This is a genomic window from Bacillus sp. es.036, assembly GCF_002563635.1.
Classification (GTDB): Bacteria; Bacillota; Bacilli; order Bacillales; family Guptibacillaceae; genus Guptibacillus.
Genome location: NZ_PDIZ01000001.1, coordinates 356,525 through 368,582, shown reverse-complemented (window position 1 = coordinate 368,582; position 12,058 = coordinate 356,525). Strand labels below are relative to the sequence as shown.

Genomic DNA, 12,058 nt, shown 5'->3' with positions numbered 1-12,058 from the left:
GCCAAAAATGCCCTGCACAAATTCACAGGACATTCCATTTTGGGTTTACCAATTATTCTTCCAACAAACCATTCTCCACTAACCAATCATGCGCAACCACAGAAACACTATTTCCTTCAATGTCGACCTTATAATTCAATTCACGCATAATATCGCTGTTAAGTTTTTCACCTAAACGCGCGGTGATTTCTTCTACTTCAGGATACTTTTCGAAGACGTCCTCGTTGATGCTAACAGCCGCTCTGTATGGCGGAAAGAAGGTTTTATCATCCTTCAGCGTAACAAGGTCATACTCGACGATCGTTGCATCTGTTTCAAATGCGACTGAGACATCGACTTGTTCATTATCTAATGACCGCTGCGTTAAGCCAAGATCCATCAGCTTAATTTGACTGGAATCAAACTCAAATTCGTAGGTTTCCTCGACTCCAGGCAACCCGTCAGGTCGGTTAGCAAATTCAGCGTCTGAGGCCATCGTTAGCTCACCTGGATTTTCATTTACATAAGCTGCTAAATCACTAATTGATTCAATGCCTAATTCATTCGCCTGCTCTTCTCTCATTGCAAGCGCATAGGTGTTGTTGACATTCGACATGTTCATCCAGTGAATGTCATTATTTTTGGCATCCAACTTTTTGACCTTCTCAAATGCTTCAACGGGATCTGCGATGGGCTCTTCTCCCATATATGTAATGAGGGCTGTGCCCGTATATTCCCACATCATATCAACCTGGCTGTTTTCGAGCGCTTTTCGCACGACGGTACTCCCAAGGTTATTCATCTGCTTCACATTAAAGCCTTCTTCTTTTAAAAGAAAAGCGGTCATTTCTGAAAGTAAGTATTGTTCCGTAAAGTTCTTACCTCCAACGGATATCTGCTTTCCCCCAATCCCTACACTTGAACACGAAGCGAGCATCGATAGGATTAGCACAATTCCGATGATACGAGATAGCTTTCTTTTCATGCAAACACCTCCCACCTTTACGTTTCTTGTGGCGGCTTTGAGCCTTTGGGTACGATTTTACGCTCAAGCAACCGAAGCAAATAATCTACAAATATCGCTAGCAATGTGACTGGAATGGCGCCTGAAATTAAATAGCCATTATCAAATAACTGAATGCCAGTGAAAATCCATACGCCAAGCCCGCCTCCGCCAACGACATAGGCGAGTGCTGCTGTACCGATATTTAATACGACAGCCGTACGAATTCCCGCAAGGATTGAGTAAGACGCATTTGGTAACTCAATTCGAAATAGAATTTGGATCGGCTTCATCCCCATTCCTCTCGCGGCATCGATCAAATTCTCATCAATCGAATCAATGCCCGCCACTGTATTGCGATACATCGGAAGGAGCGAGTAAATAAACAAGGCGAATACGGCCGTTTTAAATCCTATGCCTAAAATACTAATCATCAATGCAAGAACGGCAAGACTTGGAATGGTTTGTCCAAGATTCACCGTATTCGAGACGATCCACTCTGCACGTCGAAAACTCCTACGCGTAACAAGAATCCCAACTGGCAATGCGACACCAACAGCTAAAAGTGAGGAAACAAGCACTAGTTGCATGTGCTGCTTCAATAAATAAAGAAATGTACTTGATTGACTAAAGATATAGTCAAAATAGCTGTTGCTGATCGCCCAAATGAAGAACACCGCGACAATGCCATAGACGAAAAAGCTCACAACAAGGCTCATCACTTTTTTCTTATTCATCTCATCACCCCTTCTGCACCAGGGTAGGCTTTGCCTTAATTTCAAAGTGAAGGTACTTTTGAACAATATCAATCGTAATCGCACCAAGCTTATTTCCTTCATCATCGATCACAATCACCTGATCAGCTTCTTGATTTAAAAGCATCGATAACGTATTCCGCAAATCATGATTTACGTTAATTGTAATCGTATCTGAGATCGTTTCATCCATGTTTGCAAGTCCAATGACCTCTTGAAGATCTTGAATCGTATGTAGACTTAAGCTCTTAATGGCCCGGTCCTTCCCAAAAAATTCACGAACGAATTCATTTTTAGGACGAACAAGCATCTCAGAAGGGGTATCGTATTGCATCACTTCTCCACCGCGTAAAAGGACAATTTTATCCGCCATTTTAATCGCTTCATCAATGTCATGACTAACGAAAAGAATCGTTTTCTTGACTTCACGTTGAATTTGCAGAAACTCATCTTGAATCTTTTCACGAATGATTGGATCGAGTGCGCCAAAAGGTTCATCCATCAACATAACCGGCGGATCTGCTGCTAGTGCACGAATCACACCAATTCGCTGCTGCTGCCCTCCCGATAGTTCATGTGGATACCGCTTGCCAAACTTCTCTCCACTTAAACCGATCATTTCCATGAGTTTGTTAAATCGTTCTCGCTTCTCTTTCTTCTTCCATCCTAGTAGATCCGGGACAATCATCACGTTCTCTTCAATCGTCATATTTGGAAAAAGCCCATTGCTTTGAATGACATACCCAATTTTCCGTCTTAATGCGATTTGATCTAAAGACATCGAATCTTCACCATCAATCGTGATTTTCCCACCTGAAATCGTTTCTAGACGGTTCACCATACGAAGCAGCGTTGTTTTCCCACACCCTGATGGGCCGAGTAGCACGACAATGTTACCTTTTTCAACGGTGAAGTCCACTCCATCTACGGCAGTGACACCACCTTCATACGTCTTCGTTGTTTTATCAAATGTAATCATTTCTTCACCCCACTCCTTAGTTCGCAATGCTTTTTGGTGTATAGCGTTTTTGAATAAATAGCAAAATACCATCTGCAATCATTGCTAGAATTGCGACAGCAATTGAGCCGCTGATGATTAAGTAATTATCACCGCGTGAAATGCCTTGTGTAATCAGTACGCCTAAGCCACCCGCGCCAATGTATGCTGCGATGACACCGATCCCAATGTTAAGAACAACGGCCGTCCGAATGCCTGCCATAATAATGGGAAAAGCATTTGGAATTTCCACACGCAAAAGACGCTGACTCGTTTTCATTCCTAACCCCTTCGCAGCATCTCTCATTTCCGGATTAACGTTTCGAATTGCCGTATATGTATTTCGGATAATCGGGAGCTGCGAGTATAACACCAGCGCTACGAAAGCAGGTACAAATCCAATCCCCTGATTCACAATTGAAAAGACTGGGATCATCACTCCGAATAGGGCAATACTTGGAATCGTTAGCATGACAGAAGCAATCTGAAGAACGGTTTCAGCTAGATAGTCATTGGTCGTTAAGTAGATGCCAAGTGGAACGCCAATGATTAGCGCAACAAGAATCGCTAAGCCTACTAAAATCGTGTGCTCAATCGCCAAATCAAGTATACGAGGAGCATTCACCTCGAGAAATTTCATCCATTTGTCCAATACGATAGCCTCCTTCACTTTTATTTCCTATCATCCCCTCGAATCAGAGTTATACTACAAATTCGAAGTAGGAAGATAGCGAGTTCATCCATTTTTCACCTTGTCTACAGACTAGGACTATTTGTTATTACCCTATTACTAAAGTACTAATCCCATTTTTCTGCAAATTACCAATTTTCTGCGTGAGAAGACCTTACATCCCATTAAGAGATTAACCGAAAGCGCAGGATATTGGCCAAACTGAGATTTTATTGTCCAATTTTCATTTTTTTATTGGCCGAACCGCCAAAAGTCGTTCCCACAACAAGCATATGTCCATGATCTCAGGCGTACAATGACCTTTGTAGTACGGCCTCCATTATCTACGTCTAGAGACCTAGATAAAGTTTGGACCGGGGACCGCTGTCGCTCACTCGTAATTGCAGTAAATTTAAAAAGAACGAGGACGGAGTTTGATACCGCACTTACTATTTTAAGGAAACCGGGGGAAACTGTATGCCATCATTAACGAATTGGGCTTTTCGAAACAAAGCAGCGATGACATTGTTTGTTATCATTACGTTATTAGTCGGGACGGTTAGCTATTTTCTTTTGCCAATGGAGTTTTTACCTGAAGCGGATAATCCACAAGTCACAGTCGTGACACTAGGTCAGGGGTATGATGCAGGATCGATGACGACATCGGTCACAGAGCCCGTCGAACAGGCGGTTGCGTCGATTAATGGAAAAACCTCCATCCTTTCAACAACTGGCGAAGGCTTTTCACAAATTGTGATCAACTTTGACTCCAAAACAAATATGAAAGAAGCGAAGAACAATGTGCAAGATGCCATTAGCGCACTTTCGTTACCTGAAGGCATCGGAAAACCACAGGTGTCGCAGCTCAATACAACGATGATCCCTGTTGGTCAAGTGTCGCTTACGTTTGAGGATGGGTTAACGAAAACGAACATCGAAAAGGTGAACGATGAGTTTAAACCGCTTTTTGAAAATGAAGAAAGCTTGTCCGCTGCAAGCATCGTAGGTGAAAGCGGATCTCGCATTCAAATCAATTTAGATCAGGATAAATTGAAAGAGCTTCAACTACCAGTGAATGCGGTTATGGGTGTTCTGCAAGGACAAAACGTTTCAGCCACTGCTGGAAACAGTACAATTGATGGACAAAAAAGCACGATTAACATTACCGATAACCTGACATCGATTGAGGCGCTGGAAAATTTACCGATCCCGCTTCAAATGCCGGATGCGCCTTCTGTTTCTCTGAAAGAGATCGCATCGGTTGAGCAAGTAAAATCAGAAGAAATGATTGCACGTGTTGACGGGAAAGAAGCTGTTGCAGTTGTGCTTTTTAAAGAAAGCGATGCGAGTGCTGTAACGGCTGGAAATGAAGTCGAAGATACGGTGAAAAAAATCAACAAAGACTACCCAGGTGTGGAAGCGACAACGCTTTTTACAACTGGTGACATGGTAAAAAATTCGGTAACGAGCATGGCTCGTGAAGTTGGACTTGGTGCTTTATTTGCCACACTTGTGATTTTATTATTTCTGAGGAAATTTAAACCGACGCTCATTACGGCGCTTTCCATTCCACTTTCACTCGCCATTACGCTCCTTCTTCTCTGGCTTTCTGGCGTAACATTGAATATTCTTACGCTTGGCGGGGTGGCTGTGGCCGTCGGACGCCTTGTTGATGACAGTATTGTTGTTGTTGAGAATATCTTCAGGCGAAGTCAAAATGAGAAGCTATCTAAAACAATGGTGCTTAATGCCACAAAGGAAGTATCGAGAGCGATTACGTCTTCAACGCTCATTACGGTTGCCGTTTTCTTGCCAATGGGGCTAGTGAATGGCTCTCTTAGAGCTTTCCTTTTACCTTTTGGCTTAACTGTCACTTATTCTCTACTCGCTTCCCTTATTGTTGCGCTTACCGTCGTTCCACTTCTTAGTCGAGCGATGCTAAAGAACGCTACATTACCTGCACATAAAACGCCGGACCGCTATTTAAGCGTATTACGTTGGTCACTTAATCATAAATTCGTCCCAATCTTGTTAGCGATCCTCGTATTTGGTGGATCGATCGCGCTTTACATGACGATGCCAAAAGCAGCAACCGGTGCAAACGATGCTTCAATGGTATCCGTCAGTATGGAATTCCCAAGCGCAACGCCTGAAGAAACAAAGCAAGAACGGATGGTGGATTTTGAACAGACATTAGCTGACTTTGATGGCTATGAGCATATGGTTACCCAATATGGATCGAGCGAAGAAGATGCCCAGTATGGTCAGGTAAGCGATCCAGATACAGTGAATTATCTCTTTATTATGAAAGAAGACGCTGACGCAGAGAAATTCATTGACCAGGTGAATGAAGCCAAAAAGAATGAAAAGAACGTGACGATTGAAGCGAGCCCGTCTTCGATGTTTGGTGGCTCCTCGAATTCTTCTATCACGTACGATGTAGTCGGAAACAATACAACCGATATTCTAACTGCTTCTGATCAGATCATGAATGAAATGAAAGAAGTCGATGGGGTTCAAAAAGTCTCAAGCAATCAGGATAAAACGTCGCCCGTGTATACGGTTAATGTCAATACGGAAAAAGCCAACGCCGAGCAAACGGCCATGCAGATTCGAAGCTTGCTGAATCCACAGCCAATTGGTGCAATCGAGCTTTACGAGCAACAAACCCCAGTGTTTTTAAATGCTGGAATCAAAACAGATTCACTTTCTGAGTTAAACGATTTAACACTTGCCACGTCAAACGGCGTTGTTCCATTGTCTCAAGTTGCATCCATCACCACAGAAGAGAAACCGAGCACGGTGCTTCATAAAGACGGTGATTTGTATGCCCGGATTACAGCCGAAGTGACGCCAGAGGAGCTTTCAGTTATTGCGCAAAATATCGATCAGCGTGTAAATGATCTCGATTTACCGAATGGCGTTACACTTGCTACTGGCGGTGCCTCGCAGCAACAGGCAGATGATTTTAAAGATCTTGGCATGACCATGCTCGCGTCCATTCTCATCGTCTATCTCATTATGGTGCTGACCTTTAAGACTCTGCGCGCGCCACTTGCGATTCTGATGACGCTCCCGCTAGCATCCATTGGCGCCGTTCTTGGTCTACTGATTTCAGGTGTACCAGCTGATGCGACCGCACTGATCGGAGCGTTGATGCTCATTGGCATTGTGGTCACAAACGCGATTGTGTTAATCGATCGCGTGAAACAAAATGAAGAAACGATGATCATTCGTGATGCGATTATGGAAGCTTGCAGTACGCGCCTCCGACCGGTTATCATGACAGCGATCGCCACCATTTGTGCCATGCTTCCACTCCTGTTCGGTCATGCAGAAGATGGCAGTCTCGTATCAAAGTCACTTGCCGTTGTCGTCATCGGCGGTCTTTCTGGCGCTACGGTTCTAACACTCGTCATCGTACCTGTTTTTTATGAACTGCTTTATTTCCGAAAAGCAAAGCGAGAGCGCAAACAGGAAGTCGTGACAGAGCAAAGTGTCGCAAACTAAAAAAAGGCAAACGGTTTTTTAAAGCCGTTTGCCCTTTTATTATTGAACAATCACACCACACGCAATTCGATCGCCCGCATCTCCAGACGGCTGTGATTCCATATCATCTGCGCCCGCATGAATCACTAGAGCTGTTCCACCTTCTTTTAGAAGTGAGTTCTCTTCTCCGGCATTTAGTGTTACGTTATCATTCACAATCTCAGTTTGAATCGTTCCATCTATATCCCCTGCATGCGGTCCATTTTCTGATTCCGTACCATGGTCTACGTCTTCAGGATTATAATGCCCTCCAGCAGATTTAAAGTCAGGCGCTTCACACGAGCCGTTTTCATGAATATGAAAACCGTGCTCTCCTTCTGGTAAATTACTGACATCAAGACTGATCATTGTAGCACCATCGTGCTCCTTCAGTTCTGCAGTTCCGATCTCTTCATCATCCTGGTTCTTCATACTTACCGTGATTGTTTCCATCGGCTCTTCACTTTGCTTCTCCCCTGTTGTCTCAGGTTCATTTTCGATCGTTCCTTCTTCATTCTCGCCACCGCAAGCAGCAAGCACAAACATGACACTTAGGATTAATCCAAGTACCATCCATTTTTTCATTTAACTAGCTCCTTTCTTCCCTTCTACTCCCCATGATGACACGACTTTCATTTTCGTAAACGGGATCACCCTCAATTCCACCCATTTGCCTATCCTATTTTACGAAAACAAGCCTTTCGCATGATGTCTTCAAATCATTTTTCTAGTTAAAAAGACAGAACTTAATATCTTGAATTAAATTATCTTGACTTCAAGATAAAAATAAGATATCTTTAATTCATACTAAAAAGCACCAATCCTTGAGGAGGAATTTTTCATGAAAACATTAACACTAGATAAGGTTCACAGTAGCTTAGATTTTCAAATCAAACATATGATGGTTTCAAAAGCAAAAGGGGAATTCACTGACTTTGACGTTGATTTCAATGGCGATCTTAATGACCTTACAGCTGCAAACATTAAAGTAACCATCTCTGTAAAATCAATTGATACAGGTAACGAAGACCGTGACGGCCACCTTCGCTCTGGTGATTTCTTTGAAGCCGATCAATACCCGAACATGGTATTCGAAAGCAAGTCGATCAAAAAGAAATCAGACGAAGAATATGATGTAACTGGCAACTTTACCATTAAAGGCGTGACAAAAGAAGAAACGTTCACCGTTGAATATAATGGAACATCGAAAAGCCCGCTCGATGGTAGCACTGTCGCTGGTTTTGACGTTTCTGGTAAAGTTAACCGTGAAGCATACGGCATGACGTATAATGCAGCCATTGAGACTGGCGGTTTCTTGCTAGGTAGAGATGTTAAATTTGAAGGAAACTTTGAGTTTGTTGTAGCAGACTAATCGTATAAAAGGCCCCATCCACTTTGGTAGTAGGATGGGGCCTTTTTTTTATATGTTCTATCCTACTCCACTGAACCTTCCTGCATATGCATCACTTCCCACAGATGACCATCTAGATCCTGGAAGCTCCAGGCATACATGAAACCATGATCAATGGCTTCATTTGAAGGACTTCCCCCGGAGGCTAGTGCTTGCTTCACAATCTCATCAACCTCATCATTGCTTTCAGCTGATATCGCCATAATCACTTCCGTTGATAACTTCGCATTTACTAGCCCCTTCTGAGTGAATGTTTGAAAGAACTCTTCAACGAGCAGCATCACAAACGTATTTTCATTGATGACCATACACGTGGCATTCTCATCTGTAAATTGTGGATTAAATTGAAAACCAAGCTCTGTGAAAAAATGAATCGACTTATCCAAGTTCTTTACCGGTAAGTTAACAAACACTTGCTTTGCCGTTCGAACCAACTCATCACCTCATTTAGGATAGTAAAGTCGCTTATTGAATTCGTCACTGATGGTCGACTTTCCTTTTAGTAGGATCATCTTTCACTTAACTTATCAAAAGTTTCCCGATTTGTAATATCGTTTCAACAATCGATGAATACTACCCATTAAGGGAGGTATTTAAATGGATCGACAACAGCAATTTGAACACATTCTTTCATTAAAAAAAGAACTGGAAGATGCAACCATAAATTACTGGCATCAGTTCTCCGACTATAGCACGTGGCAGTTTTGGACTATACTCGCTATGCTAATCGTACCTCTTATCGTGTTGTATTTCCTGATCGATCGTAAGAATATCTTTCTCCTTGGCTTTTTTGGCTTTTCTGTTCATATCCTTGCTTCCTACTTGGACGCATTAGGGGTCAGAAAATCATGGTGGGATTACCCATACATCGCCATTCCTCAACTCCCAGCAAGCATTGGCATCGATGCTGCCTTCATACCCGTTTATTTTATCTTGCTTTATCAATGGTGCTTAAATAAGGAGAAAAACTACTGGCTATATGGTACGCTTTCTGCCATTGCGTTTACATTTATCTTTAAACCGCTTTTAATAGGACTCAATCTTTTTGAACTGTATACAAATTGGTTCGTCCTTTTAGCGGCCTACTTATTTGTCGTTTACGCCGCCAAGCTAATCACCAATCTTTTTATTAGGATGTCAGAAAAGGCATAATGAGCTCTAGAAAAAAGGCAAATGTGGGTCCTTTATTTAAGCGATACGTCCTTCTTAAAACTCTGTTGATTTGGATGCGTTTCAACGATTCGCTTTTCCAATTCTTCAATAAGCAGTTTCTTTTGCTTTAAATGAGAAAGGACAATATTATATTGGGGATAGCCCATTCTTACATTCATTCTAGATAGCTTTTTCATCTTATTTGGCATTAACTTTGCATAGCGTTCTTCATCTTTCAACACAAGCCCTATAAACGAATTGCTATGCATGCGATACGGGATAAACGCTTCAATGTCTTCCCATCGAATGTTTATTTTATCTGTTGGGAGCACATATAGCTCCAAATCCTCGGGAGTTAGGGTTACATGGGGGTGACCTGTAGCGATTTTTTTAGCATACATTGTGAGAATAAACAGGAAAAAACCACCACAAAGTAGCATAATGAATGCAAACAAAAAGCTACCTGCTTGAAATAAAGTATAAGAAAAATACCCACCCGCCCCTACGAACAACAAGCATCCGACCATTAATAAGAGTAATTTTCTTTTTGATTCGTAGAACTTCATCACCGTTTCTTCCACTACCCTTCCCCCTTCACGAGTTAAAATCTCCTATTTAATACCCTGGTCTCACAGATCTCAATCCATCATTTTCTATATTATGGGATATTTTTAAATAAACGTGAAAGCATCCTTTTCTACTCATCACATTTTTTTTAATAAGCTGGAGATAGTAGTAATAACCGCGGAATGATCGGAGATGGCAGTGGAGATGAAAACGAGCAAGCAAATTAATTCAGTTCAATTTCTCTTTATCATTTTCCAAACCCAAGTAGGAGTAGGTATACTCTCCTTACCTGGAACACTCCATTCCACAGCTGGAAACGATGGCTGGATCTCGATCATAATGGCTGGAGTAGGCTTTCAAGTCGTTATCTTCGTTCTGTATTCTTTAAGTAAACGATTTTCTACCTTATCGCTCTATGAGTATGCACCAAAAATCATGGGACGATTGATCGGCACAATGATTTCGATCGGTTACATTTTATTTGCAGGATTAACGGCAATCCTCGTGCTCCAACTATTTCAAGTAAGTATTAACACTTGGATTCTGCCTCGAACTCCTTCAATCGTAATCCTTTCTCTTCTATCAATCTCAGGCGCCTATCTTGTCTCTGGGAGAGTAAAAGTGCTCGGTCGATTCAATCAATTCGTCACGATCTTAGTTGTCCCTCTCGTTGTAATGATTCTAGTCGCATTAAGGTACTCCGATATCCGTTACATCCTTCCCATTGCTGAGAACGGCTTAAGTCCGATCCTAAAAGCCACACCCGAAGGGTTCTTTTCCATGATTGGTTTTGAGATGGCTTTATTTGTTTTTCCTTATTTACAAAACAAAGGAAAAGAAGCACTCGTTAGTTTAACGCTCTCCAACGTTGCGGTGACGTGCTTTTACTGCCTAATTACGATTTCAACATATGTGTATTTTAGCCCAAGGCAGTTTGAAACGATTCAAGATCCTACCGTTTATATGTTAAAAGGAATCTCTTTTCTAATCGTTGATCGGATTGATCTGCTGTTTCTATCAATTTGGACCGTATCCGTCTTAACCTCTTTTGGATCATATTTATACATTTCTTCTGAGGGGGTTAAGACGCTTACAAAACGAAAGAGAGCAACGTGGCCAATTATCATAACGACCTTTCTCATATTGGCTATTTCTCTTGTTCCTCATGATATGTTCACAATTGAAACCCTTTCAAACTTTCATGCCACTGCCAGCTATTTCTTTGTATTTGGAATTCCATTACTTTTGTTAATCATTAGCACAATAAGAAAAACAGAGCTTAAGGATAAACCTCAGTAAGCTCTGTTTCACGATCTAATTGCAGTTATAGGCTTTTAATCTTTGTCCAACGTAGATTTGGTTCGGGTTTGAAATATTGTTCAGTGAAGCAAGGTAGTTCGTAGTTAAACCATATTTAGAGGCAATTTCTGATAGAGTGTCACCATATTTCACCGTATAATAAACCGGTCCAAAACATCCAGCTGGCGCATTGACTACAGGTCCTTTTGCTTCAACTGTAGGGGTACTTACCTGTGCTGCTCCAGCTAATAATCCAACTGAGACAAATGAAATTGTTGCGAATTTTGCGAGCTTCTTCATTCTACTCCTCCTCGATATGTATTCTTCTCATCTGATTTTCACCAAATAAGTATACTAACATCATATCTCGAAAATGGATAATTTTGTATTGGGAAAAAGAGTATAATTTATTTGGAAGATCCTACTGTTTTATTTCATTGTTGCCCAATAGGATTAATGGTCCCTTTAAAGTAGACTTGGCTTTCTACCTGACGCTCAGTTGCTTTAACCCTACGTATAAAACCGTGCATAAAACTATTAACAAACACGCCTTTTTATGGTATTGATTAGATAAGGAATTTGAGTTCCCTTAATTTCACAGAAACACAACACTAAAAAAGAGAATGCGATGAACTATCATTTTAGCCTGGGCACTTGAATGATAGGGAGCAAGTAGTGCAACCGGCTCCTTAAAAGG

12 protein-coding genes and 1 riboswitch are annotated in these 12,058 nt (G+C 41.7%); of the genes, 4 read left to right on the top strand and 8 right to left on the bottom strand.

Annotated features, from left to right (window positions below; genetic code table 11):
• Nucleotides 1-52 precede the first annotated feature (52 nt).
• Genes ATG70_RS01955 through ATG70_RS01940 form a run of 4 tightly spaced genes read right to left on the bottom strand, consistent with a single transcriptional unit; the run spans nt 53 to nt 3,386 of the window.
• Entirely contained in the window at nt 53-964 is a 912-nt protein-coding gene (locus ATG70_RS01955) for an ABC transporter substrate-binding protein (protein ID WP_098442704.1), read from the bottom strand.
• 17 nt (nt 965-981) lie between these two features.
• Entirely contained in the window at nt 982-1,719 is a 738-nt protein-coding gene (locus ATG70_RS01950; RefSeq protein ID WP_098442703.1) for an ABC transporter permease, read from the bottom strand.
• Nucleotides 1,720-1,723: 4 nt separating this feature from the next.
• On the bottom strand, nt 1,724-2,716 hold the full coding sequence (locus ATG70_RS01945; RefSeq protein WP_098442702.1) for an ABC transporter ATP-binding protein: 993 nt from the start codon (nt 2,714-2,716) through the stop codon (nt 1,724-1,726).
• A gap of 16 nt (nt 2,717-2,732) precedes the next feature.
• The gene (locus ATG70_RS01940; RefSeq protein ID WP_098442701.1) at nt 2,733-3,386 is read right to left on the bottom strand and encodes an ABC transporter permease; all 654 of its coding nucleotides are present in this window, start codon (nt 3,384-3,386) and stop codon (nt 2,733-2,735) included.
• Nucleotides 3,387-3,881: 495 nt separating this feature from the next.
• Here ATG70_RS01940 and ATG70_RS01935 point away from each other — a divergent pair, with 495 nt between their 5' ends.
• Entirely contained in the window at nt 3,882-6,914 is a 3,033-nt protein-coding gene (locus ATG70_RS01935) for an efflux RND transporter permease subunit (RefSeq protein WP_098442700.1), read from the top strand.
• 39 nt (nt 6,915-6,953) lie between these two features.
• Here ATG70_RS01935 and ATG70_RS01930 read toward each other — a convergent pair whose 3' ends face one another.
• Nucleotides 6,954-7,517, bottom strand: a complete 564-nt coding sequence (locus ATG70_RS01930) for a superoxide dismutase family protein (RefSeq protein WP_098442699.1) — start codon at nt 7,515-7,517, stop codon at nt 6,954-6,956.
• 256 nt (nt 7,518-7,773) lie between these two features.
• On the opposite strand from ATG70_RS01930, the gene ATG70_RS01925 reads away from it, so the two are divergent.
• On the top strand, nt 7,774-8,304 hold the full coding sequence (locus ATG70_RS01925) for a YceI family protein (RefSeq protein WP_098442698.1): 531 nt from the start codon (nt 7,774-7,776) through the stop codon (nt 8,302-8,304).
• A 62-nt stretch (nt 8,305-8,366) separates the two neighbouring features.
• Here the strand turns inward: ATG70_RS01925 and ATG70_RS01920 are convergent, their stop codons facing one another.
• On the bottom strand, nt 8,367-8,777 hold the full coding sequence (locus ATG70_RS01920; protein ID WP_098442697.1) for a VOC family protein: 411 nt from the start codon (nt 8,775-8,777) through the stop codon (nt 8,367-8,369).
• A 163-nt stretch (nt 8,778-8,940) separates the two neighbouring features.
• On the opposite strand from ATG70_RS01920, the gene ATG70_RS01915 reads away from it, so the two are divergent.
• Nucleotides 8,941-9,495 (top strand): CBO0543 family protein, encoded by a 555-nt coding sequence (locus ATG70_RS01915; RefSeq protein WP_098442696.1) that lies wholly within the window; start codon nt 8,941-8,943, stop codon nt 9,493-9,495.
• Nucleotides 9,496-9,527: 32 nt separating this feature from the next.
• On the opposite strand, the gene ATG70_RS01910 is transcribed toward ATG70_RS01915, so the two are convergent.
• On the bottom strand, nt 9,528-10,076 hold the full coding sequence (locus ATG70_RS01910) for an STM3941 family protein (RefSeq protein ID WP_098442695.1): 549 nt from the start codon (nt 10,074-10,076) through the stop codon (nt 9,528-9,530).
• Between the two features lie 190 nt (nt 10,077-10,266).
• On the opposite strand from ATG70_RS01910, the gene ATG70_RS01905 reads away from it, so the two are divergent.
• Entirely contained in the window at nt 10,267-11,361 is a 1,095-nt protein-coding gene (locus ATG70_RS01905) for a GerAB/ArcD/ProY family transporter (RefSeq protein ID WP_257147758.1), read from the top strand.
• Nucleotides 11,362-11,376: 15 nt separating this feature from the next.
• Here the strand turns inward: ATG70_RS01905 and ATG70_RS22895 are convergent, their stop codons facing one another.
• Nucleotides 11,377-11,661 carry a M23 family metallopeptidase gene (locus ATG70_RS22895; protein ID WP_098442693.1) on the bottom strand — a complete coding sequence of 95 codons (285 nt, stop codon included), beginning with the start codon at nt 11,659-11,661 and terminating at the stop codon, nt 11,377-11,379.
• Between the two features lie 312 nt (nt 11,662-11,973).
• Nucleotides 11,974-12,057: riboswitch (cyclic di-GMP riboswitch) on the top strand.
• Nucleotide 12,058 lies beyond the last annotated feature (1 nt).

Bases quoted from the DNA above. Each gene is read 5' to 3' on its own strand.
- ATG70_RS01925 (WP_098442698.1), top strand. From the start codon at position 7,774: ATGAAAACATTAACACTAGATAAGGTTCACAGTAGCTTAGATTTTCAA.
- ATG70_RS01915 (WP_098442696.1), top strand. From the start codon at position 8,941: ATGGATCGACAACAGCAATTTGAACACATTCTTTCATTAAAAAAAGAA.
- ATG70_RS01950 (WP_098442703.1), bottom strand. From the start codon at position 1,719: ATGAATAAGAAAAAAGTGATGAGCCTTGTTGTGAGCTTTTTCGTCTAT.
- ATG70_RS01930 (WP_098442699.1), bottom strand. From the start codon at position 7,517: ATGAAAAAATGGATGGTACTTGGATTAATCCTAAGTGTCATGTTTGTG.
- ATG70_RS01955 (WP_098442704.1), bottom strand. From the start codon at position 964: ATGAAAAGAAAGCTATCTCGTATCATCGGAATTGTGCTAATCCTATCG.
- ATG70_RS01905 (WP_257147758.1), top strand. From the start codon at position 10,267: ATGAAAACGAGCAAGCAAATTAATTCAGTTCAATTTCTCTTTATCATT.
- ATG70_RS22895 (WP_098442693.1), bottom strand. From the start codon at position 11,661: ATGAAGAAGCTCGCAAAATTCGCAACAATTTCATTTGTCTCAGTTGGA.
- ATG70_RS01945 (WP_098442702.1), bottom strand. From the start codon at position 2,716: ATGATTACATTTGATAAAACAACGAAGACGTATGAAGGTGGTGTCACT.
- ATG70_RS01935 (WP_098442700.1), top strand. From the start codon at position 3,882: ATGCCATCATTAACGAATTGGGCTTTTCGAAACAAAGCAGCGATGACA.